The organism is Paenibacillus sp. BK720, assembly GCF_011761545.1.
Classification (GTDB): Bacteria; Bacillota; Bacilli; order Paenibacillales; family Paenibacillaceae; genus Pristimantibacillus.
Genome location: NZ_JAASRQ010000003.1, coordinates 777,875 through 801,224, shown reverse-complemented (window position 1 = coordinate 801,224; position 23,350 = coordinate 777,875). Strand labels below are relative to the sequence as shown.

The 23,350-nt window shown below is 53.6% G+C and carries 22 protein-coding genes; 5 read left to right on the top strand and 17 right to left on the bottom strand.

Annotated elements, in window-relative coordinates; all coding sequences use genetic code 11:
• Positions 1–332: 332 nt before the first annotated feature.
• From FHT67_RS15550 to FHT67_RS15530, 5 genes are all read right to left on the bottom strand, one after another.
• Positions 333–2,063: an extracellular solute-binding protein gene (locus tag FHT67_RS15550; protein WP_167199604.1), complete on the bottom strand. Its 1,731-nt coding sequence runs from the start codon at positions 2,061–2,063 to the stop codon at positions 333–335.
• A 220-nt stretch (positions 2,064–2,283) separates the two neighbouring features.
• The gene (bglS, locus tag FHT67_RS15545) at positions 2,284–2,949 is read right to left on the bottom strand and encodes a beta-glucanase (protein ID WP_481856086.1); all 666 of its coding nucleotides are present in this window, start codon (positions 2,947–2,949) and stop codon (positions 2,284–2,286) included.
• A gap of 141 nt (positions 2,950–3,090) precedes the next feature.
• On the bottom strand, positions 3,091–7,392 hold the full coding sequence (locus FHT67_RS15540; protein WP_167199601.1) for a carbohydrate binding domain-containing protein: 4,302 nt from the start codon (positions 7,390–7,392) through the stop codon (positions 3,091–3,093).
• A 63-nt stretch (positions 7,393–7,455) separates the two neighbouring features.
• Positions 7,456–8,334 (bottom strand): carbohydrate ABC transporter permease, encoded by an 879-nt coding sequence (locus FHT67_RS15535; RefSeq protein ID WP_132310302.1) that lies wholly within the window; start codon positions 8,332–8,334, stop codon positions 7,456–7,458.
• A 13-nt stretch (positions 8,335–8,347) separates the two neighbouring features.
• Positions 8,348–9,232, bottom strand: coding sequence for an ABC transporter permease (locus FHT67_RS15530; RefSeq protein WP_167199598.1), 885 nt, complete (start codon positions 9,230–9,232; stop codon positions 8,348–8,350).
• A 219-nt stretch (positions 9,233–9,451) separates the two neighbouring features.
• On the opposite strand from FHT67_RS15530, the gene FHT67_RS15525 reads away from it, so the two are divergent.
• From FHT67_RS15525 to FHT67_RS29705, 3 genes are read left to right on the top strand one after another with little or no spacing between them, the layout of a single operon-like run.
• The gene (locus tag FHT67_RS15525) at positions 9,452–11,164 is read left to right on the top strand and encodes a cache domain-containing sensor histidine kinase (RefSeq protein WP_167199596.1); all 1,713 of its coding nucleotides are present in this window, start codon (positions 9,452–9,454) and stop codon (positions 11,162–11,164) included.
• A gap of 10 nt (positions 11,165–11,174) precedes the next feature.
• Entirely contained in the window at positions 11,175–12,803 is a 1,629-nt protein-coding gene (locus tag FHT67_RS15520) for a response regulator (protein ID WP_167199594.1), read from the top strand.
• Positions 12,804–13,025 (top strand): hypothetical protein, encoded by a 222-nt coding sequence (locus FHT67_RS29705; protein WP_208403301.1) that lies wholly within the window; start codon positions 12,804–12,806, stop codon positions 13,023–13,025.
• Positions 13,026–13,291: 266 nt separating this feature from the next.
• Here the strand turns inward: FHT67_RS29705 and FHT67_RS15515 are convergent, their stop codons facing one another.
• The 9 genes from FHT67_RS15515 to FHT67_RS15475 form a co-directional block, all read right to left on the bottom strand.
• A complete protein-coding gene (locus tag FHT67_RS15515; RefSeq protein WP_132310294.1) occupies positions 13,292–13,606 on the bottom strand; it encodes a hypothetical protein in 315 nt (104 codons plus the stop codon).
• Between the two features lie 127 nt (positions 13,607–13,733).
• Positions 13,734–14,213: a DinB family protein gene (locus FHT67_RS15510; RefSeq protein WP_167199591.1), complete on the bottom strand. Its 480-nt coding sequence runs from the start codon at positions 14,211–14,213 to the stop codon at positions 13,734–13,736.
• A 35-nt stretch (positions 14,214–14,248) separates the two neighbouring features.
• Positions 14,249–14,770 (bottom strand): GNAT family N-acetyltransferase, encoded by a 522-nt coding sequence (locus FHT67_RS15505; RefSeq protein ID WP_132310290.1) that lies wholly within the window; start codon positions 14,768–14,770, stop codon positions 14,249–14,251.
• A gap of 1 nt (position 14,771) precedes the next feature.
• Positions 14,772–15,143: an iron chaperone gene (locus FHT67_RS15500; RefSeq protein WP_132310288.1), complete on the bottom strand. Its 372-nt coding sequence runs from the start codon at positions 15,141–15,143 to the stop codon at positions 14,772–14,774.
• Positions 15,144–15,158: 15 nt separating this feature from the next.
• Positions 15,159–15,872, bottom strand: coding sequence for a GntR family transcriptional regulator (locus tag FHT67_RS15495; protein WP_132310286.1), 714 nt, complete (start codon positions 15,870–15,872; stop codon positions 15,159–15,161).
• A gap of 10 nt (positions 15,873–15,882) precedes the next feature.
• A complete protein-coding gene (locus tag FHT67_RS15490; RefSeq protein ID WP_167199589.1) occupies positions 15,883–16,905 on the bottom strand; it encodes a sugar kinase in 1,023 nt (340 codons plus the stop codon).
• Positions 16,895–17,653 (bottom strand): 2-dehydro-3-deoxy-phosphogluconate aldolase, encoded by a 759-nt coding sequence (dagF, locus tag FHT67_RS15485; RefSeq protein WP_167199586.1) that lies wholly within the window; start codon positions 17,651–17,653, stop codon positions 16,895–16,897. The genes FHT67_RS15490 and dagF overlap by 11 nt, the downstream gene beginning before the upstream one ends.
• Positions 17,646–18,758: a DgaE family pyridoxal phosphate-dependent ammonia lyase gene (locus tag FHT67_RS15480; protein ID WP_167199583.1), complete on the bottom strand. Its 1,113-nt coding sequence runs from the start codon at positions 18,756–18,758 to the stop codon at positions 17,646–17,648. Before FHT67_RS15480 ends, dagF begins: the two co-directional genes overlap by 8 nt.
• On the bottom strand, positions 18,736–19,839 hold the full coding sequence (locus FHT67_RS15475) for an amidohydrolase/deacetylase family metallohydrolase (protein WP_167199580.1): 1,104 nt from the start codon (positions 19,837–19,839) through the stop codon (positions 18,736–18,738). The genes FHT67_RS15480 and FHT67_RS15475 overlap by 23 nt, the downstream gene beginning before the upstream one ends.
• 169 nt (positions 19,840–20,008) lie before the next feature.
• Between FHT67_RS15475 and FHT67_RS15470 the strand changes: the two genes are divergently transcribed.
• The gene (locus FHT67_RS15470; protein ID WP_167199577.1) at positions 20,009–20,617 is read left to right on the top strand and encodes a transglutaminase-like domain-containing protein; all 609 of its coding nucleotides are present in this window, start codon (positions 20,009–20,011) and stop codon (positions 20,615–20,617) included.
• A 59-nt stretch (positions 20,618–20,676) separates the two neighbouring features.
• Here the strand turns inward: FHT67_RS15470 and bshB2 are convergent, their stop codons facing one another.
• The 3 genes from bshB2 to FHT67_RS15455 all read right to left on the bottom strand — a co-directional run bounded on the left by bshB2 (position 20,677) and on the right by FHT67_RS15455 (position 22,356).
• Positions 20,677–21,339 carry a bacillithiol biosynthesis deacetylase BshB2 gene (bshB2, locus tag FHT67_RS15465; RefSeq protein ID WP_167199574.1) on the bottom strand — a complete coding sequence of 221 codons (663 nt, stop codon included), beginning with the start codon at positions 21,337–21,339 and terminating at the stop codon, positions 20,677–20,679.
• A gap of 33 nt (positions 21,340–21,372) precedes the next feature.
• The gene (locus FHT67_RS15460; RefSeq protein WP_132310379.1) at positions 21,373–21,717 is read right to left on the bottom strand and encodes a YojF family protein; all 345 of its coding nucleotides are present in this window, start codon (positions 21,715–21,717) and stop codon (positions 21,373–21,375) included.
• A gap of 84 nt (positions 21,718–21,801) precedes the next feature.
• A complete protein-coding gene (locus tag FHT67_RS15455; protein ID WP_167199571.1) occupies positions 21,802–22,356 on the bottom strand; it encodes a GNAT family N-acetyltransferase in 555 nt (184 codons plus the stop codon).
• Between the two features lie 172 nt (positions 22,357–22,528).
• Here FHT67_RS15455 and FHT67_RS15450 point away from each other — a divergent pair, with 172 nt between their 5' ends.
• A complete protein-coding gene (locus FHT67_RS15450; RefSeq protein ID WP_167199568.1) occupies positions 22,529–23,347 on the top strand; it encodes a methyltransferase domain-containing protein in 819 nt (272 codons plus the stop codon).
• Positions 23,348–23,350 lie beyond the last annotated feature (3 nt).

The following is a 23,350-nucleotide window of genomic DNA, read 5'->3' as shown; positions in this document are numbered from 1 at the left end:
ACTGGTTTTGGCGCTGGGGGTATGGGACTACGCTAATGGCCGGCACTACGCAAGTGAATGCCCTTTCGACCGCTGTTGTTTCCGGATTGAACAATTGGACCAGTGGTCCGAATCCGGAAACAAAGGCGGACTACAAGCTTTCTGCAAGAAAGCTACTCCGGAAGCATAAACCCCGCTTCTCAAAAGCATTCACTTGCTCCGTGCCTGCCCGCTCCGTCCGGTTTCCTGCGCCCTTACGGGCGTTACGCCGCAAAGAACCCTGCTCTTTTTTACGAGCGGGGGGGCGAAAAAAAACCGCCTCTAATATAGAGAGGCGGTTCGAAAACTTATTATTATTTTGTTCCGCCGCTGACGGATTGGTACCACTCGTTTACTTCCTGGGTGATTTTATCGCCGCCGGAGGATTTCCACTTCTCTACGAACTTGTCGAATGAATCAACCGGAGCTTTGCCGTAGATGATTTGAGAGAAGGTATCCTTCTCCATTTTGCCCAGAATATCGTTGCTTGTCTGCATCGTCTTGGTCGGAGCGCCCGTAAACATTTGAGGCAGAACCGAATCCTTCTGCTCCTGTACGATTTTAGCCGCTTCCAGCACTGGTTGCGGCGTGCTCATCTTAAGCTTCTTCTCGAATGGAGTAGTCGCTTCTTCGCCGTTCGCCAGCTTTGAGAGCACTTGCATGTTCAGGCTTGGAATACGCGCACCGTCGAACGTAATCGTATATTTCTCCGGTGCGTAACCGCCTGTGCTTGCCGCATCGGTTTTCACCTGACCGTCTACCGTAACCCAGTCATAGCCTTCGGCAAGGCCGTTCTCGAACTCTCCGCCAACCGGCGGATTCGCGTATTGCTCGAATAGGTAGTTCTGGTAAGCGAAGAACGCTTCCGGATGCTCCATCTCGGCATTAATCAGGACAACGCCGTTGGAGTTCGATGTGCCGTGACGTCCCACTTGACCGTCTGGTCCCGCTGGCAGCGGATATGCTTTGTACTGTGCGTCTTTATTGTTCTTCTTCACGTCTTCCAGCGGCCATGCCGGCATCCAGTGAGGACCAACGACAATACCCGCTTTGCCTGCCGTGAAGTCTTCCGCCGCTTTGGTCTCGTCGTACAAGCCCGCTTCGGTTGGCAGGTAGCCTTTGCTCATCCAGCTTTGAAGCGTGGCAAGCGCCTTCTTGGAGCCCTCGGTTACGGAGCCGTATTCCAGCTTGCCGTCCGCGGTTTTGTTCCATTGGTTAGGCATCGTGCCGTAAGCGCCAAAGATCCAGCCCGCGTCCGACATCCATGTATTAATCCAGTTTTTGAAGCCAATCGCCAGACCGTATGTATCCTTCTTGCCGTTGCCGTCGGGATCCTGGTTGGTGAAGGCATCCATTACCTTTTCGAGATCATCCAGTGTTTTTGGAGCCGAAAGTCCCAGCTTCTGCATCCAGTCTTCGCGGATCCACATAACAGGGTCGCCGTTGTAAGCGTAATCGAGAATCGGAATGCCAATCCGCTTGCCGTCCTCCATGTACGGATACCATACGGTCGGATCCTCGTTCATCGCATCCTTCCATACCTGGCTGGCGTATTTGTCGAACAGCTCCCCCGCATCAACGAAACGGCCGGAATCAATCAGCTCTCTCACAAGCGTGAAGTCGCCCCGGTACGAAATAATGTCCGGCATTTTTTCGTTTGTTGCCAAAGACAGGCGAAGCTTCGTTTCAAAGGCATTGTTCGTGGAAGGAGCAATCCATTGGTTCTTGAGCTGAATGCCGAATTTATCCAGCGCCCATTTCGTATGAACGTTGTTGTCCTGGTCTTCGCCCGATTTGAATTTGACATCCGGGCCCCAAGGGCGCAAATACGTAATCGTAATCGGAGGATCGAATTTAACGTCTTTCGCTTCTGTGCCTGTATTCGTATTCTCCGCAGAAGCCGTGTTGCTTGGCTCTTTGCTCGCACTCGCATTGGCATTGTCCGGTGCATTGTTATTGTTGCCGCATGCGCTTGTAATCGCCGTAAGGGAGATCACTCCCGCGAGTACCATGGTAGGCAGCAACTTTCTCTTCTGTTCTTTCAACTGCGTTTCCCCCAGTGCAATGTATTGGCTTACAGGACTTATATTAAGGAGTCGGACTACCCCGTTCTATACTAAGATTGCAACATCGATTGCACTTCTTTAGGATGTTGGAAATTGAATATGTATCCTTAAAATTTTACTGTAACGGGCTGCTCTCCACCAGATGAAAGTTGTTTCATGAAATAACGGTACAGGTTCCCCCTGTACCGTTATCGCTAGTTTAGTTGCTCGTATATTTCATCCAATCGTATTCGGCATAAAGCGGATTGGCGCCGTTATAGGCACCTAACCAGCTGTCAACGCCTTTGCCGTTCCAGATGTTCATCATGATTTTGCCCGGGTTGCTCGGGATGTTGGAGGTTGCCGTATGCTTCAGTACGCCATCCACATACCATTTGATTGATCCGGCTTGCCAGTTAAACGCGTAAGTATGGAAGCCTTGCGACGCATCAAAGCCAAGATCAACGATTTTTTCATGCCCGCCTACTCCGTTCGTGAAATAGTTGAACTGCACCTTCGTCGTGTCTTTGCCGAGGAATTCAATGTCGATCTCATCCCAAGGCGTACCGTCAGACGGACCGGTATAAGTGAAGAAGGAAGATACGATGCCCGTATTTTTCGCCGGCTTCATGCTGACCTCGTACAGACCGTAACCGTATTTGTTGACGGAACGGTACTCGGCGCAGTCAAACACGTTGTAGGCAGAGCTGGTCAAGCCCAGCTTCAAATGCCCGTCGCTCGTAAAGCTTACGTTGTTCGCCCGCCAGGTACAGTTGAACATGCCGCCATTCGAGTAGCCGTCCGCCTTCTGCCAGGTCGCGGGATTATAATACGTCAGAGGCTCCCAAAATTCCGTAGCCCCGTAAGAGCTTGAGACAAACAACATCGATACAATCGCCGAACCGGCCATGAGAAGGGATGCTTTCTTTTTCATCGAACACCTCCGGATTTTATCGTGCCTTGGAATTGCCTGCCGCCTTCTCGTATCCCCTCCTTAGGCACCAAGCTTTCGATCTATAAAATGGCGTTAAATCGGCCCCAGATTGACCAAGCTAACGTCCGAGATCGTAATCGTCGCGTTGCCGGCGTTACCGCCCGCGATATTGCCCATATCGAAGGAGATGCGGGACGTATTATAACCCTGATCGGTCACGTCAAAAGTGAACGTAAAGGTCTGCTCCTCTTCCATCAAATCCACCTGCTGGCCGTAATAGCCATGCCAGGCATAGCCTGCCGGCACATCTACCCATCCGATGCCAAGCCCCATCTTCCTTGCGGTGCTTGCTTTCGCTTTGAAGCTAAACGCATACTTGCTTCCCTGCTGAACGGCGAAGCCCTCCTGAATAACCTGGCGGTCCCAAGGGTTATCGCCTACCGTGCCAATCGAAGCCTCCAGCTTTCCGTTGTTAGCCCCGACCGTAAGCTCGCCCGGTGCCGCCGTATAAGAGAACCACCCCGCGAGGCCGTTCGCGAAATTGCCGTTTTGCAGCAGATTGACGTTCGTCGGCTGGCCGCCGCTCTCCGCGGAAGCATTAACCTCGTACAGCAGCACGTTATCGATCGTTACCGAATGCCCGCCTGCGGTGCCCGCCGGATTCCCCAAACCGAACACCAACACGGACGAAGGATCGGAATCGCCGACCATTGCAAAAGAGTACGCGTAATGCTTGCGGTCTGCGGAAAGCTGGGCGGTGTATTCCAAATATTTGGCGAAATCGCCGCTGCTCTGCGAGACAACAACCTGCACGGCTTTCTCGCTAGTAGCGGAAGCATCAAATTCCAGCCGGTAAGTCTTGCCCTTCTCGATCGTTAATTGGCCTTGCTGAAGCGTATCGTCCCACCAGTTCGCGCTTGTGCCCGGGAGCGTCGCAACCAGGCTTCCCCCATCCGAGCGGCTCATCGTCGCCGAACCTCCCGCAATCAGATTCCAGCCGTTAAGATCCGTATCGAATCCGCCGTTCTGTACCAAGTTAGGCGACAGGTCTACCCAAAGCGTGTTATAGTCGTAGCCTTGGAATTCCGCATAATAGTCATGTCCGGCTGTCAGCGCGGCAGGATTCATATAGATGGTTTGATACGTCTGCCAGCCGCCGGTATTGCCGAGTTCATAGTCTGACTGCGAGACAACGGCACCGTTCTCGTCCTTGATTCGCAGACGGACTTGCGACTGCTCCTTACCGCTTGCCACTCTGGCCGAGAATTGATATTCACCGGAACGAGTTACGCCGAGTTTATACTTGAGCGTATCTCCTTCATCCATGTACGCGACGTTTTTGCCGCCCTCGCTTGCATTTTCGAGCTGCAGCCCCTGCAGCTCCCATGCGTTTGCCGCCGGAATATGAGTATAGCCCGCTACCGTAATCGGCTCTCCACGCTTCACCATCCGGACGTTGTCGACATAGACCGTACCGCTCTCACCGCCGAACAGCAGCTTTAGCTCAGCTTCCGCCGTATCCGAGCCGTCCCCCAATACCGCTTCCAGCGAGTAGGTTTGCAGCGTGGTGCCAAGCGATATGGTATTGCCGCCTGGGTAGGAGGCGGAATGATCGCCTGCCAGTTCAACCTTCATACTCCGCGGCGCATCGGCTTTAGCCTCAAAAGTAATGCCGTATTCGCTATTCCCTGCAAGCGCCAGCTTCGGCTGGGAGACCGTTACGGCTTCCGCGTCCGCTCCTCCGTCTACAACATTAACGACTAACTGCCGCTCATAAATCGGGAACGCAAGAAAATTATTTACGCCGACCGCAGCTTCCGCATCCGGAGCAACGAACTTGGTCCAAAAGGCCAGCCGGTCTTTTCCTTGGTCAAAAGTCCCGTTGTAAATCAGATTCCCGTCCGCCAGCGCGGCTCGTTCGCCCGGGATCTCCGGCTGGGGGGACGCATCGCCGATCTCAACCAGCTTCACGTTTGCGATATAGACGGCAGCCGCGTTTTTCCCAAGATTAAACTCGAATCTCGCATTGTTGTCCGTGCTCTCCAGCATGTCGAACGTATATTCATAGGCCTGCCATTCGGTCGTCAGATTGCCGTATTGCTCGCCGGAGTAATTCTTCCAGTTCTTCTCGAACTGATTCACCTTCGACATCATCGTGCGGGCCTCATCGGCCTTCGCTTCATACGTGACCTTATACTTCTTGCCCTTCTGCAAAAACACCGGCATTTGCGTCAACTGAACAGAGTAAATCTCCGTACCGGCGTTATCGATCGTGATTTTTGCCGCTTTTCCTTTGGAAGTATCGTCAACAACGGCAACTTGGCCTGAGCCGCCGGCATTAAGAAGGAACTGCCAATCCTGCGGCACGCCATTTGCATCCGTTGACTGCGTAAACTTTTCGTTATACAACAGATTGCCGTCGGCCTGCGGTTCGCGCTTAGGGAACGGCTCCGGCGGATTGCCCGTTACATCCCCCCAACTGTCCAGGTTCTTGTATTCATACACCCTTACGAAGTCGACATTCATCTGATCGGCCGTAAAATCGCCGTTTGGCGAACCCGGCCAATCACCGCCCACCGCCAGGTTCAGAATCAGATAGAAAGGGCGGTCAAACGGCGCGGGATAAGTATAATATTCCGGCTGCCCCGGCCCTTTTGTTTTCCAGTCGCTCACTTCTTGGTAGAGCTGGCCATCCACATAGAAACGAATGACGCCAGGGAGCCATTCCAGCTGAAAATCGTGGTAATCGTCGGCAAAGCTCTTGCCCTCCGGCAGAACATAGCTGCCTTGTTCGGAGCCATGCGAGCCGTCCGGCTGAATGCTGTCGTAATGAAGGGTGCCAAAGACGCGGTTCTTGTTCGCCCCGCCAATCAGCTCCATCAGATCGATCTCGCCGGAAGCCGGCCAGCCCCCGTAATGGGCTTCGTCGGTTGGCATCATCCAAATCGCCGGCCACATGCCCTGCTGAACGGGAAGCTTGGCGCGGACAACAACCTTGCCGTAGGTCCAGTCGCCTTTTTCTTTGGTGATAAGCTTCGCCGAGGTGTAATGGCTGCCTTTATGCTCTTCCTTCTTGGCTTTAAGGCTCAGGACGCTGCGGCCGCCATCCCGTTCAATGACCGCATTATCCGGCTTGTAGTACTCAAGCTCGTTATTGTAAACGATGCCGGTATCTTGAACCGTCCACTTGCTTGCGTCAATCGTTGATTGATTGAATTCGTCATTCCATACGAGCTTCCACTCGTTATCCGCTATCGTCGTAGGCGGCACGGGCTTCTCCCCAGAGGCTGCCGGCGGGTTGGTTGCCGGAGGATTGGTCATTCCCGCGGAACCCGAACCAAGGTTGGTTGTCGTGCCTGCCGGCACGGCTTTGTCATTCACCGTCACGCCGCCGGACTGGACCTGAAGGCTTCCTACGCGGCTGTCCGCCGACCATTCGAAATCCGTTGGATGCTGGATAAGGACCTGGTCCGCCGTCGTTCCGTTTGAGAAAACAACGCGGACCGGACCGCCTGGCTTGTTAATAAGCACATCCTTCAGCTTGGCGCCGTTAAAAACAACCGAATGGCTTCCGCCGCCTTTAATAACGGTCTTGCCAGTAACGGTTACGCCCTTGAGCGTTACATCGCCATCTTTAATCCCTTCGGCAAGCAGCAGGCTTCCGTGCACCGCCGTACGATCGACGGTAACATCCGTGGAGCGAATGACGAGGTTGCCTTCCACTTGCGCAGCGTCGTACTTGCCCGGCTTCGCAACCAAATCCCCGATCATGCCGGACAAAAGCACGGCCGATTCGGCGCGCGTAATCGGCGACTTCGGCTCAAGCTTGCCGTTGTAGCCCTTCATGTATTTTTCGCCCGTCATATAAGTAAGCGCTTTCCTTGCATAGCCGGAAACATCACCCAAATCCTTAAACTGCTTTACTTCCGCATCGGATTCCAAGCCCGTCGAGAGCTCGAACGCCCGGTCGATCATAACCGCCGCATCTTCTCGCGTAATGCCGGCGTTTGGAGCGAAATGCTTCGCGTCCACGCCCCGAACAATGCCGGAACCGCTCGCTCTCGTCACCGCGTCGGAATACCAGGCATCCGGCGCTACATCCTGAAATCCGGATTCATCCTGTCCGGCGAATCCAAAGATACGGTCCAGCATGACAATAAATTCGGCACGGCTGATAGGCGAGCCAGGCTTAAACGCCCCATCTCCGTAACCGCTTACAACTCCAAACGAAGCCATGCGATTGACGGCGGATTCCGCCCAATGTCCTTTCAAATCCTGAAACGAGGATACAGCCGCCGTTTCCGAGGCTTGGATGGCTGTCCCGCCAACAAGCGGGCTAAGAGTGGCTGCCAGCAGACTGCAGGCCGTTAATTGCGATAATCTCTTCTTTAACATAGTTACCTCCCCAATGGTTTACATTGTCGAGGCCGCATCAAGCGGCCCCTCCTTTGCCTGTCGCTACTCTTTTACCGCGCCAATTACCATCCCTTTAACAAAGAACCGCTGCAGGAACGGATAAACGAGCAGAATCGGAAGCGCGCCGATGAAGATCTGCGCGGCCCGTACCGTACGCTGCGAAATGTTCTCCAGCTGCTTCGGATCGACGTTGATCTTGCTGAAATCCTGCTGGACGATAATCGTCTGGAGAAGCGATGCCAGCGGATAATCCTTGATATCCCGCATATAGATCATCCCGTCGAACCAGGAGTTCCATTGATAGACCATCGTGAACAGCGACAAAGTCGCAATCGACGGCATCGACAGCGGTATAAACACCAGCACCAGCGTCTTCAGCTGTCCCGCCCCGTCCAGATAAGCCGCTTCCTCCAGCTCCTTCGGCAGGCCCCGGAAAAAGTTCAGCATCAAAATGACGTTCCATACCGACACCGCGCCGGGCAGCACTAACGCCCAGATGGAATCCATCAGGCCTAGCTTCTGAACCAGAATGTAGCTTGGAATCAACCCTCCGCTGAACAGAATCGTAAAGACAAAAATCCAGATATACATCGTGCGGCCCCGGAAATGAAGATCCTCCTTCGACAGCGGATAAGCGGTCATTAGGCAAAGAGCCATGCCGATTACCGTGGATAATACGGTTCTCATAACCGAAACGCCAAGCGAGTTCAAGAAATTGGAATTGCCGAACGTTTTCTCGTAGGCATCCGTCGTAAAGCCGATCGGCCAGAAGCCTACGAGATTCGAAGAAGCCGGCGCCATGCTGCTGAACGATACGGCCAGAATATGAATGATCGGCAAGATGCATAGAAGCGACAGAAGGCCAAGAAACACATAGTTGCCGATGTTGAAAATTTTGTAGCCTAACGTTTTGTGGTACAAAAGTAGAACCTCCTTAGAAGACGCGATAATTCGCAAATTTATAGGCAAGCCGGTAAGATGTAGCGATGAGAATCGTCGCTACGACGGATTTGAACAGTCCGACCGTTGTGGCGAAGCTCATTTTCCCGTTTAATATCCCCAGCCTATAAACGAAGGTGTCGATAATATCTCCCTTCTCCATCACGAGAGGGTTGTACAGGTTAAACACCTGGTCGAAACCGGCATTCAAAATATTGCCGATCGAAAGCGTTCCAAGCACGATGGTTATGGGCATTAGCGCAGGCATCGTAATATGGATGGTCTGCTTCAGCCTTGACGCCCCGTCTACCTCCGCCGCTTCGTAAAGCGCCGGATTGATTCCCGCCAGCGCCGCCAGGAAGACAATCGTTCCGAAGCCGAACTCCTTCCAGACGTCGCTGACAATAAGCGTGAACCGGAACCAGTTGTTATCCCCTAGGAAGAAGACCGGTTCAAACCCCAGCGCCATTACGGCTTTGTTCACGAGTCCCCCGTCCGGAGCGAGAATATCGAGCAAAATTCCCCCGAGAATAACCCAGGAAAGAAAATGCGGCAGATAGACAAGCGTCTGGGTAACCCGTTTGAAGGCCATCAGCCTGACCTCGTTGAGCAGAATGGCGAACAGGAAAGGAACGATAAGTCCGGCTGCCATTTTGAAAAAAGCGATGACAAGCGTATTCCATATCACCTGACCGATATCCGGATACTTGAACAGAAACCGGAAGTTGTCGAGGCCGACCCATTCGGACCCGGTTAACCCTTTCCAAGGCTTGAAATCCTGGAACGCGATTACGATTCCGGCCATCGGAACGTACTGGAAAATAAGGACGAGAACAAGCGCCGGCAGGAGCATCACGTGCAGGGGCCAGTTCCGTTTCATGTTCCAGCTTTTCCTTGAAACACGGCGTTTCTCTTGTTGTGCAGGTAGCTGTAAAGCAGTTTCTTTCACCGCGGTATCCTCCATGTTCAGACAAATTTGTGCTTTTCTAGGTCGTCCTGACCTTGTAATATAACGATTATAGCAACGGGGATTTGCGATCTATATCCTAATATTGCAACAACGATATTGATATTTTAACTATCTGAAGGGGGCCTCATCTTGCTGCTGCGGTTCAATGTTTTTACGAAAATCTCCCTTCTCGTCCTGCTCCTGCTTATCCCGGTCCTATCCCTGTACACCTATTCCAACCGGGAAAGCGTGCGCGTCATCGAGAATGAAATCCAAAGCGGCACAACGAATCGCTTGTCTTCCTTCGCTGCCCAGGTCGAGTCGAATATTTATCAGTTATCCCTCTACGGCGTATCAATTGGGCAGGACTCCAGCATTCAGGAGTACCAGCGTCCGGACTTCCGGGAGCAGCCTTATGAACGGGTAAAGCTGAGCGTCGCCATACTGGAGAAAATGAATCTGTACAATGCCGCCAGCAAGTGGCATTCCACCATTACGTTGTTTTTCCCGCGCACGGGAGACGCCTTGTCCACGGACTATTACAATACGATCACGTATCGGGAGGATGCATTTACGAGGCCGTTCCTCAAATCCTGGGAGTATACGGGCGACAGCTTTGTCTGGTATGCCACCGAACCAACGACGGCGATGTCCAATCCGCGCAGCGCGAGGCTCATTACGAAGATCAGCTTCCCGATCAATCATGTGACGGCCATGCTGGACGAAAACAAAGCGAACAACAGCGGCGATCCGTTCCTGTTCAATCCGGAGCAGGGATCGATCCGCAATCATTCCGCCAACGCCGCGAAGATCGATCTTCTCACGGAGAAGCTGAAATCATCCAAGCTCGGGGACCGGGGAGGCTTCCGCACGAAGCTGGACAATACCGAGTATTACGTCTCTTACATCAAGTCGGATAGCCTGAAGTGGTATTATGTCGATTATGTTCCGATGCAGCAGATTTTGAGTCCGATTACGAACAGCCGGAACTTGTTCTATACGTCGATTGCCGTCCTGCTCGTCATGAGTATCGCCGTTATCTTCGTTATTTACCGAAGTGTGCAGGTCCCTCTGCTCCAGCTTGTCCGGGGCACCAAGCGGCTGTCTTCCGGCGATTTCTCGGTGCGGCTGAGCCATTCGGGCCATAACGAATTCAGCCTTTTGCTCGGACGGTTCAACATTATGGCCCAGCGGATCCGGGAGCTGATCGAGAACGTATACGAGGAGAAGCTGCGGAGGCGCGAAGCAACGCTGAAGCATTTGCAGTCCCAGATCAATCCGCATTTTCTGTACAACTGCCTGTTCTATATCAAAAACATGGCGCGGATGAAAAACGAAAAAGCCGTTGTGGCGATGGCTTTGAATCTTGGAGAGTATTTCCGCTATATTACAAGGTCGGAAAACGACGAGGCGACGATCCGCGAGGAGCTTAGCATGGTCACGAATTACCTGGAAATCCAGTCTCTCCGGCTTGAACGGATGCGGTTTACGATTGAGGTGCCGGAGGAGCTGATGAACAAAACGATCTCGCGGTTAACCTTGCAGCCGATTGTCGAAAATGCCATTGTCCACGGATTGGAGCCGCAGGCGGAGAACGGCGAGATCCGGATCCGCGGATATGCGGAGGACGGTGTGTATCGGTTAGTCGTGGAGGATAGCGGGATTGGCATGACAGACGAGGAAATTCAGAAGCTGCAGCTCAGCTTAACCAAGCCGCTTGACGACAATATGGGCTGCGGGACTTGGAATGTGCATCAAAGATTGATCTATCTGTTTGGAGAAGGAGCCGGCTTGTCTTATTCCCGCTCAGGCTTGGGGGGAATCAAGACGACTATTACCTGGAGTGACAAAACAATAGAGTAGGTGAAGCAGCATGTTACAGCTCTTGCTTGTAGACGATGAACGGTCCGTTGTCGAGACCCTTGCCGAGACGATTCCTTGGGAAGAATGCGGCATTAGCGTTGTTCACGAAGCTTTATCCGGGCCGATAGCCCTGCAAATCATGGAAGACCATGCGATCGATATCGTGATTACCGATATTAAAATGCCGGGGATGTCCGGCATAGAGCTCATTACGGCGATTAATAGCAAATGGCCGCATGTCCGGACGATTTTGCTCACCGGATATGCCGATTTCGATTATGCCAAGCAAGCGATCGTTCAGAATACCTTTGACTATCTGCTGAAGCCTGTCAGCGACGAGGATCTGATCGATTCGGTTGAGCGGGTTGTAAAGCAGATCAAGGAGAAATGGGAAGAGGTTGCCTCCTATCGGAAAACCCTGTACACCTTGAACGAGAATCTTCCTTTGCTCCGGGCAAATACGCTTCACGAGCTGCTGAGAGGCAGCAGCCATTCTGCGTTGGCGGACAAGCTGGCGCTTCTGGAGCTTCCTTTTGCGGAGGGCGACCAGGTGTGCATGATGCTGATCCGGATGGAGGAGCGTTTTGCCGAAATGCCGGGGCAGGATTCCGCGCTAATGGAGTATGCCATCTGCAATATAACGAGTGAAATCATGCAAAATGATTATCATATCTGGCATGCCCGGGATGCTCATGATTACATTGTGATTCTTGTGAAACCAAAGAATCCGGCGGTTGCCGGCGCTGAAGCCAGGTCCTTGCTCGAGCGTTATGCCGCGCAAATTCAGACCAATGTGCAGAACTATCTCAAGGGGGCTATTTCGGTACTCGTAGGAGGCCAAGGAACGTTTCCGGGAAAAGTGAAGGAAATCTATGAGCATGCCGTTACCTCCATGCGCCGGAAGATGGGCCATGGCAAAGGGTTGTTTGTGACCACGCAGGAAGCCTTGGATTCCAGCCCGATGAATACGGTCTGGTCCTTATACGAGCCGCCTACCCTGATCAGCCTTCTGGATGCCGGCCGGTTCGACGACGTCGAGGCGAAGATCCGGCATATTTTCCGCGATATGTTGGAGACGGGCGGCGAACAGGATATGTCGGAACAGCTGATTGAAGCTTATCATGTGCTGGCCGGCGCTTTCTCGTATATCATTCACAAGAACGGCAAGCTGTTGTCCTCCGTTCTTTCGGCTGAGGCCCTCAAGTTCTTCCATGCTCCGGCCTACACCACGGCGGCCCAGCTGATGGAATGGTCGATCCGGATCCTGCAGGGTATCCGCGAGGATGCCGACCAGGAGCTAAAGGATAATCACAGCACGATTGTCCGCACGGTCCGGTCGTTTATCGACGCCAATCTGGCGAAGGACGTATCGCTGCCGGCTATTGCGGACCATGTCCATCTGCATCCCGTGTATCTCTCGAAAATCTATAAAGCGGAAACCGGCGAGCCGCTGACGGAATACGTGTACCGGCTTCGGATGGAAAAGGCCGCGTTCCTGCTTCGCACTACGCCGTCCAAGGTATTCGAGATCGCCGAGATCGTCGGCTATAACAACACCGCGTATTTCATCCGGGTGTTTAAAAAGTTTTTTGATGTGACTCCTCAGGAGTATAGGGACCGGGACGATGAGGGGAGGTAGTTGCGGGTAACTGTTGGGCTGGCGCGTGGTACTGCGCTGTGGCTGGCACTGCGCAAGGGCTGGCACTGCGCAAGGGCTGGCACTGCGCAAGTGAATGTTCTTCCGATTGCTGTTGTTTCCGGATTCGTTGAACAATCGGACAGGTGGTCCGAATCCGGAAACAAAGGCAAACGCTCCGCTTCTCCAGAACATTCACTTGCTCCGTGCCCGCCTGCTCCGTGAGTCGTTACACCACAAAAACCTCGCTTCATCGTTTGGGGATGAAGCAGAAAGATGACCCTCGCAAGGGTCTTTTTTTCTGCTCGGGTTTTGTATTAGCTACCTGCTCGTTCTCGTGGCTTGGAACTCGCCACCCTCCTCGGCACGCCATGTTGCTGGAACGGCTATAGCAGGCTTTTTGCCTAATGCAGCCGTTCGAGCAACTAAGGCGTCGACCTAACGCAAAAAAGACCCACTTGGGGTCTTTTTGCGTCGCGTTCGTCCGGGAGCTACGTCCCGCTTTCGTCTTCGGCTTTTGGCTTGAACCGTCCGATAATGTCCAGCACGTACTTGATTATCAAGGATAAGCCGCCTATGAAGAAAAGGGTAAACAGCGTCCATTCCGTCGGGTCCAGGTTAACTATCGATAAAAGGAAATATAGAGGATATACGTAGAATAGGATGTCCTTCAGATAAGGCAGAAATGATGTCTTGAAGCTTCCCTGCCAGAACGACTTGGAAAAGGCAATCACGAAGTCGATAATCATAAATCCGAATACGCCCCAGAACGTATACTTGATCCAGTCGATAAGCGTAAATGTCACTCCATCATCACCACCTTGCTACACCATATGCGATGAAAGGTGACATGTTGATAAAATGCGCCCAAAACTTTTCGACTGGTTTGTGTGAAATTTGACAATTTTAGAACAAAACGCTTACAAAGGGCGATTATCGTCCATTAGCGGCCAATCGCTTGAGCAGACTGATGGAATTGAAGTGAATTCCTTCATGATACAAGGTATAGCTGAGAAATTCGCCCACCGTATGGAGAGGAACTCCCGTACCTGTCGTGAAGGGCATGGCCGTTTGCTCTTCTAGTCTATCGTGCAATTTTTCCGCAATGCGAATCGGCTGCGCGGCAAGAAGCTCCAGCAGGGTATCCAGCTTCGGCAATTGCTCCTCCTGCCAATCGCCCGGCTTGGTGCCTTTCGCAAACCACCGCTCAAAGCTGTCCGGAAGGAGCACGGGCTCCCCGGCAAAATGAAAAGCAAACCTTTCCTGCACCACGTAAATATGTCCCAGGTTCCATCTCATATTGTTGTTAAAGCCTTCCGGCACAACGTCCAGCATAGCTTCCGGCAATCCCCGGACCGCGTTTAAAGTGACCTGCCGGACAAAGCCGAGTTGGTGAAGCAATCCTTTACTCATCCAAGATTCCTCTTTTCCTCCATAATCAAGAAAGTCTAACCCTCTATCCAGAACCGGCGGATCACGTTCCCGTTCTCTTCCGTGAAGCTCTTATCTTCGATTCCGCCGTTGTTCAGAATAGTCCTTGCCGATGCAGCATTATTCTCGTCGCAGCAGACCAGAACCCGCTGAATGCCAAGCTCCCTCGTCTTCCCTAACGATAGGGCGAGCAGCTTGGTCGCATAACCCTGCCTTCTGGCGGAAGGGCGGATTCCGTATCCGATATGCCCTCCCCTTTCCATCAGCCAAGGCGACAAGGCATGCCGGATGTTCACCGCGCCAACGATTCTGCGGTCTTCCGTTGCCAGCCAATAGGTGGAGCTTGCCACCCAGCCCTCTTGAAGGCCAATCCCGTTCGACATGTCCTCCAGCCACCCAATCATCGCCTGGAAGTCCGACGGATCCTGTTCCACCACCCAAGGGACGATGTCCTCGCCGCTGCCGATCCATTCCCGATAGAAATCCAGGTAAGGCTCCTTCCACTCCAGAGCCGGCAGAACCAAATAGACATCCGCCATCTTACTTCTTCCCCTTCTGCCGGTTCTCCGCCGCCCGGTATTCGGTGATCCGCTTGATGATATCATACGGAATCGGCTTGTTCAAAGGGAATTGTACGGAGCCTTTGGCTCCTTTATAGCCGGACAACTCCTCTTGAAAAGCACTGATGCCCGCCGCTGTGGGGTAAAATCCGATATGCTTTTTGAACGCGGCATAATAGACTAGATTTCCGTTCAGCTCAAAGGCCGGCATCTGGTAGCTGATCTTTTCCTTCGCATCGGGCGCGGCTTCCCGGATCACTGCCCGGATCTTCGCAAGTATGGCCTGCAGCTCGACAGGAAAGTTGGCTATGTATTCGTCAATCGTTTTGTACTCCGTTTTGCTTGTTTCCATTCGCCCTCCTGGTCCTTACACATCATAATTAACGACGTAAGGATGCATGTCCGTATTATAATAACCCACGCTGTACTCAATCAAATCGTCGCCCGGCCCGTAAGCAAACCGGGAACGCTTCAGGCAGACAGCCTGTCCCGCTGTTATTCCCAACGCTTCCCGAACCGCGCCGGGGGCCGGCGATACGGCAAATTCATCCCGGTAACGCTCCGGCACAAAGCCCTGCTCCTCCAGCCAGTCGTATAGGGATTGAATCTTTAGGACATCGGCGGTGCCGTGCAGCTTCGCCGGCAAATAATGGGTGTAATGAATATAAGGCTTTCCGTTCAACAGGTATAACCGGTCGATCTTCAAAGCCTGCGGTCCGAACAAACGGTACGGCTCCGTTCCTTCCTCGTTATCCGAAAGCTCCGTCCGCAGCGGCTGCTTGCCAATCCGATGTCCCTCTTCTACCAGAACCTCCGTAAAACGCTTCAGCCTGGACAGCTTGGAGGAGGAGGTATTGCGGATCACTCTCGTGCCTTTGCCGCTGCTCGTCTCCAGGTATCCTTCCTGGACCAGCGCCTTGATGGCATTGCGCACCGTTATTTTGCTGACCTGGAACTCCTGCTCGAGCAGCGGCTCGGACGGAATATTCGCATCCACCGGGTACATCCCGTGCAAAATCCGATCTTTAATAATGTTCATCACTTGTATATATAAAGGGCTGTTATTTCGCACCAGCTTCATCGCGTTCTACCTACCTTTCCACATCGGCCGCCTTCTCCGCCATGGCCCGAAGAATATCCCGTTCCGACGACATTGGCGTATCTCCGGCCGTTGTATGCGCCAATACGGCTGCGGCCGCCGCGAAGCCCACCGTCTTCCCGGGCGCAAATCCCTGCAGCTTCCCGTGAATGATCCCGCTCGTATAAGCATCGCCGGCTCCAATCCGATCATACACCAAAAACGACCGCTCCGGCGAAAAAGAAAAGACTCGCTCTTTGTAAAGAAAGCCTCGCAGCGAATGCGTATTGTCGGCATTCACGGTACGGTGCGTGCCTGCTATAACGGAAATACCGTAACGGTCCGCCACGGCGGGAATCAGCTCGACTAGCTGCCCTTCGCGCTCCGCCGCCTCAGCCTGCATCCCCAAAATATAAATCGCATCCCGTTCGTTCATCATGACCACATCCGCCAGCTGCAGCATCCGCTCAAAATGAGGCTTTGCCGCTTCGTAGCCGCCATCGCCCCACAATGCCGGGCGGTAGTTGCAATCAAATACGACCATTCCGCCCTGCTGCCTTACCGCCTCGGCCAGCTTCCGCATATGGAGCCGGACGCCGTCGTTCATGGCCAGCCCAATGCCGCATAAATGCAGAACGTCCAGTTCGGCGGCAATCCGGTTGTAATCGTAAGCATCCGCGGGAGCCGTGTTAAAGCTGCTTTCCTGCCGGTTCGTGTAGGTGACGCGGCTTGGTCGCGATCCGAAGCCATTTTCGAGAAAATACATGCCGATATACCGTCCGCCGCGCTCCAGAAGCTCCGTTGCCACTCCAAGCCTGCGCAGGCTTCCTATTGCCGCTTCGCCCAGAGGATTATCCGGCAGCCGCGTGATCAAGAATGCCGAGTAACCAAACCGCGAGAGCGCCGACATCACGTTAACTCCCGTCCCCGAGAACGAATAAGACAAGCTGTCGGCCTGCGTCAGCAGCTGGAAGCCGGGCGTCTGCAGCCGCATCATCACTTCGCCAAAAGCCGCAACCCGCCGCTTATCCGCCATAAAGGTCAACCAGCTTTTTCATCGTGATCAGCAGCTCCTGCACGTCCTCCACTCTGGTTGCACCCGTTGCCTTGTCCATAATCGAGGAATACACATGCGGAATAACCTGCGGTACGCCCGCTTCCAGCGTTATGCGCAGAATCGCCTCAAAGTGTTCTTTGTCAATGCCCCCTGTCGGCTCAAGCGCAAAGCCTTCCTCGGCGCATGCCTTCGCAACCGCCCGAAGCTCCTCTTCGCAGGCCAGCCCGTTCATCGGAAAATATTTCAGCGCGTTGCCGCCCATATCGCGGACAAGCGCAATGGCCGCCTTCACCGGCACAATCGCCTGCTCCCGGGCTGCCGCGCTGGCCGGTCCCGTAGACAGATTGACGTAACCTACCTGACCGGTGGGAGATACCAAGCTGTTAATCCAGCTCTTCTTGTCTCCAAGGTTAGCCCGCGTCGCCCCAACAGCCGGGAATACCTGATTAATATGCGTACCTCCGTATTGCCTCGCAATCTCCGCAACTATGGCCGCCTGCCGGTTATCTCCCGCGCCAAGGCCAATGGATACGGCATCGTCGATCGCAAGACCGTACTCCCTCATCGCCTCAACGGCCGCCTCTGCTGATGGATAGTTTTTGGACAAAACGCCAACAAGCATATAGCCTTCCGCCGCCTCGAATACATCCTTTGCGTTACCGATGCTGCCCGCGAGCACATTAAGCGCGGCGCGTCCTTTGTATAATCGTTTCGCCATATTAGACATGGGTGCGGCCTCCTGCCAATTCTCGTATACGTGCTTCAATGACATCGATATCGTCGCCCATTAACGGACGGGGATCGATATCGAAATAGCCTTGCTTCACGCCGTAATCCCGGGTATAAATCGCGATTTCTCCTTCGCGCAGCCCGTCATTAACGGCCTTCGCCGTTGTACCCGACAAAGCCGGATCGATTTGAATTCGGGCACGGAAAATCGCTCTTCCCGCTTCATCCCGCACGATCGTTGCCTTCACGCCGGGCAGCCCGGAGAGCGGAAGCAGCTTGTTCAGCGCTGCCTTCTCCCGCTCGCTGTCATCCGGCTTGTCACGGTATTCGTCCAGCGCCTGAAGCAGGCCAAAGGATGTTTCCTTGCCCACCTTCATGCTGCGTCCGATGCCTTGAAGCTGCATTTTCACCCACTCGATATATTGCCGCTTGCCGCCTACGATACCGGAGGTTGGCCCTTCAATCGCCTTCGAGCCGCTGTAGATGGCTAGATCGGAATATCGGACGTATTTCCATAGATCCTCTTCCGCCGCCGCATCCACGATCATCGGCACACCCCGGCGCTGCGCGACTTCCCAGGCCTCCTCGACGCTGATCATATTCTTCTGCACGGCATGATGAGACTTTACGTACAGGATAGCAGCCGTGCGTTCATTAATAGCTTCTTCGATATGCTCGGCTTTTCCTTCGTTCGCGTAACCAACCTCGACCAGCCTACCGCCGCCCAAGTAGACCATCGTTTCAACCGGCGCCCCGTATTGCACGTTGTGGCCTTTGAGAATAATGATTTCATTCTGCTGGATCGGCTCTTGATGAAGCTTTTCCGTCAGCCGCCGGCTGCCCTTCGTCACGATTCCCGCAACCGACAGCGCAATGCCGCTTGAAGCGGAGTTGACGATGACGGCTGCTTCGGAGCCGATGATCCCTGCCATATAATCGCCTGCCTTGTCGACCAGATCCGCAATCTCCACATAGCTTTGTCCGCCCCGCTTCATGGCCTCCATTACCGAGTCGGTTGGCGCGGAGACGCCCAGAATGCTCATCCGGCCGCTGGCGTTTATGACTCTTTTCAAACCGTATCTAGCATGCAAAGTACTGTCCATTTATATAAGCTCCCCTCGCCTTGATCGTTTGCCCTGCCGTTCTTTTCTCTCCTTCGGAATCCAGCAGCTCCGACGGACGGTCCGACACCTCGAATAAAGTGAGGTTCGCGGGTTCTCCAACCCGAATGCGTCCAAGCTCCGGTCTGCCCAGCCAACCGGCAGGGCGCGAAGTCACCGCCGCGATAATCTCCTCCAGCGGATAGCCGAGCAGCAGAAACTTCGTCAGCACCCGGGACAAGCTATGTACCGGGCCGTTCAGCCGGTTGCCCCGGTAGATGTCCGTGCTGATCGTGTCAAACCGAATTCCCCAACGCTTCGCCATCTCCGCTACCTCGAACGAAAAGCTTGCCGTCCCGTGCCCGACATCCAACCGGACGCCTCTGTCCAACGCTTCCATAAGAACCGGCAAAGGCTCGCCGTTATGATCAAACAGCCGGTTATCCCGCTTGCCGTTCAAATAATGCGTCACCACATCCCGTTCCCGAAGCAAAGGCAGGATCTCCTCTACCCCCGGCGGTCTTGACCCGATATGGACCATCAGCGGCAGTCCGCTTTCCTCGGACAGAACCCTCGCCAGCCGCAAGGGCTCAAGCCCGCTGTTACCAATTACGCTTCCGCTCATCCTGGCCTTTAACCCAACGATAAAGGCCGGGTGACGTGCTATGGCTTGCAGCGCCTCTTCCCGGTCAATCCATTGAAGCTCGGAGAGCTCATCAACCCGTTGCAAGCCAAGCCGGGATACGTTCAACAACGCCAATACCCTCGTCTTTGCCTCCGCCCGGCTGGCAGCCAGCTCGTCGATCCGGTCCGCTCCGCAGCTCCCCGCATCAACGATCGTGGTTACGCCATGCCTCACGCCAATCTCATCGATCTCGTCGCCGTACGGCGCAAGCCCCGGAACCGCATGCACATGCAGGTCTATCCATCCGCTTGAGGCGTACATTCCGGTACAGTCAATCATCCTGCCGCCGGTTGCCGTGCAGGCATCCGCCAGCTCGGCAATCCGGCCATTCGCATCCATCACGATATCGACCGTCTCCGAACGGTCCAACAGCTTTACGTTCCGCCATATGAATTCCATTCCGCCACCTTTTTCTGCAACAGACATGTAGTATAACGTTATAAGGTTAGATTACATCGAATAGAAAGAGCGGTCAACAAACATTATAATGTTTGTTCAAGTGAAAGTATTGAATATATATTCATATTATTGCATAATTATTGAAAATAGCTAAAAGGAGGCTTCCGCCTTGCCTTTCCCTTGCATCTCCCCGTCACTGACCGATTATCTCGCCGATTCCGAGATTGTGGATTATCACCATCCCGCCATTCAGGCTCTTTCGGCGGAACTGCGCCTGCAAGCGCCCGACGAAACAACGTTTATCCGTCACGCCTTCGAGTACGTCCGGGATCATATCTCCCATTCCTGGGATATTCAAAGTTCCCGCATTACTTGCGCCGCTTCCGACGTCCTCGCCCATAAAGAAGGCATTTGTTATGCCAAGTCGAACCTGTTATGCGCCATCCTGCGAAGTCAAGGAATACCGGCGGGTTATTGCTATCAGCGGCTGACGCTTGGGGATACGCCGGATACGGGTTACGTAATCCATGCCCTCAATGCCGTGTTCATGCCTGCTGCGGGGCGATGGATCAGAGTGGATGCGAGAGGCAACAAGCCGGGAATAGACGCCCAATTCTCGTTGGACCAGGAACGGCTGGCCTTTCCAATCCGGAAGGAATACGACGAGACCGATTATCCGTTCATTTATGCCGAGCCTCATCCGAGCACCATTCGGGTTCTGCGGCAGCATTACGATTGCAAAATGATGTATCTGCACGGACTCCCGGCTGAGCTGTAATTCCTGCGATAAAAAAGAACCCCTCAACCGCAGCGTGAGGGGCTCTTAGCTTTGTGCACTTATTTCCAGCTTTCAAACTTATAGGTCCAGAACCTTTCCGTACCCAATCGTTCTTGAACTTCTTTGTCGGTATGCTGCTTATTCCCGAAGATCTCGGAACTGTTGAATTGCGAGCGGTGTGCCCGGATGGAAGCCATCTTGTTCTTCGTGTAATCCCGCACGTCAAACGAGATATCCGGCTTGCCGATATACTGCTCGTGATTTCGGGAAAACGCCACGCAATAGACAGGAGGACGCTCCTCCTCGGGTAGTCTTCCCACTGTCCGCACAACGGCTTCCCCGGTTGCGTCATGGTCCGGATGAACGCTGTAGCCCGGATAAAACGTGAAGATCACGTCAGGCTTCACTTCTTCGATAAGAGCATGAATATGTTCATCGAGGAACACTTTGTCCTCGAACTCGATCGTTTTGTCATGGAAGCCAAGCATTCTGAGATCCTGGATTCCAATCGCCGCGCAGGATTCCTCAAGCTCGCCCCGGCGGATCTGCGGCAGCGTTATCCGGCTTGCGAACGGCGGAAAGCCCATGTTCCGGGCCATCTCCCCAAGGGTCAAGCAGGCGTAGGTAACCTGCGCGCCCTGATCGATCAGCTGCGCAAGCGTGCCCGACATCGTAAATGCTTCATCATCCGGATGTGGCAGAACAACTAATATACGTTCCATTTGTTTCTCTCCTTTCTAAAAGAAAGCTCTTACTTAAAAAGGCTCCCGGCTGAGCTGCAAAGCGACAACCAGCTTGCCCTGCTGGTCATGGCCGGCGAGGATAAGCCGTTCGGCTTCGTTTTCTTCATAGTGGGTTAAGCCTTCGGAATAGACCCAGCCCTGCCGCATTTTCAGCCCGACACGGAAAGGACCGTTCCCGGAAATTAAACCATGCGAATACTGAATAACGGCATTCGATATAAAAGTAGCGGCGGGATGCTTGGAAGCGTCGTTGTGAGCCGCGTATGCTCCTGTCGTCATCTCAAGATGAATATACACATCTTGATCTTTCAAGCTTTCCAGGCGTCGTTGAACCTCGGCCGGATGGATCGGTTGCATCATCTTGGATTCTCCTTTGATCGTAAAATGAATAATGAATTGAGAAGATTGTATAGTAAGTTTATCGGAATAGCAAGAATAAGATTACTCTTCCGATACCCTTTTCTCATACAGGTTAAAATCGCCGATCGGATTGGATGCGCTGCCTTTGAATTCATAACCGCAAGCTCTCTGATAGAAGTCGTTCAGCTTGGGATTATTGGCAATGCAGTCCAGCCTGATCCGGTCTTTACCCGGGAAATGAATACCCGAGCTTGACCACTGAACGATGGCCTCGCCGAGATTGGTCCCCGCGGCCGCGCGGTTAATGTTGAGCCTGTGCAAATAGACCGAGCTCTCGTGGCCTTCCTCGCCCCACAGCTCGCGATCCCAAGGGCTGGCCTGCTGCATCAGCATAACCATTCCCATAAGCGTGTCTTCCTGTACGAAAATATACACTTCGCCGCGCTTAATCGCTTCCGGCGTACGGTGGGAGTCTTCGCCCTGCAGTAATCCGCTCCACTGCGCAGAGCCTCTGCTCTTCAGCCATTCCGCGGTCCGTACCAGCAGCCCCAGCACGGCGGGCGTATCCTCTTCCTTGGCCTGGAATACTTTTATATGATTCTGAATGATCCCGATTGGTTCTGATTGCGTAAACATGGATGACGGTCCTCCTGCTAATAGCTCAAGATACCTCCAGTATACTCTCTTTGGCCAAACTTCTACAAATCTCAACCGCAGGTTGAGTCCGGCGAAAGTTCAATCTCCGCGTTATTGTTCGGAAGAGGCAACTTCACTAGAATGAGGAGTATCAAAAGGAGCGTGAGCGAACGTGAAGGAGAAACTGGCGCGGAACATCGCCATCTACCGGAAAGAAAGAGGATTCACGCAGGAGGAGCTGGCGACCAGGCTGGGCATTTCGTTCCAGGCGGTATCCAAATGGGAGAACGCTGTGACTATGCCGGACCTCTCGCTATTGCCGGAGTTGTGCCGCACGCTTGAAGTCAGCATCGACAAGCTGCTTGGTTATGTCTCGCAGGATAAGCCGATTACGATTTATGAAGAAGAGTATAAGACGGAAAATTATTATTGGGGAACGGAGCCAAACAGCGGCGTATACGAGGTGCTGAAGGCTATGCCGCCGAGCAGACGGCTGAAGCTTCTGGATATTGGCTGCGGAGAAGGCAGAGACGCCGTGTTTTTCGCCCGGAACGGGTATGAGGTAACGGGCATTGACGTTTCGGATGCCGGCATAGAGAAAACAAAGCGGCTGGCCGAGCGCGCGGGCGTCCAAGTCAACGCAGTTAAAGCGGACATATTGGACTTTCGCCTCGATACGCCGTACGACATTATTTATTCCAGCGGCGTGCTTCATTACATCAAGCCGGAGTTCCGCCAGGAGATCTTTGCGAACTATAAACAATTCACTAACCCTGGCGGAATCCATGTCCTGAACGTGTTCGTCCATAAGCCGTTTATCGCGCCGCCGCCGGAAAAAGAACCTCATGCCTACAAATGGCATTCGGGCGAGCTGCTCTCCCATTATCGGGACTGGCTCATCACGGACAGCGCCGAGATCGTGTTCGACTGCAGCTCCAGCGGCATTCCTCATCAGCATGCGATGAGTACGGTGATGGCGCGGAAGATGTGACGA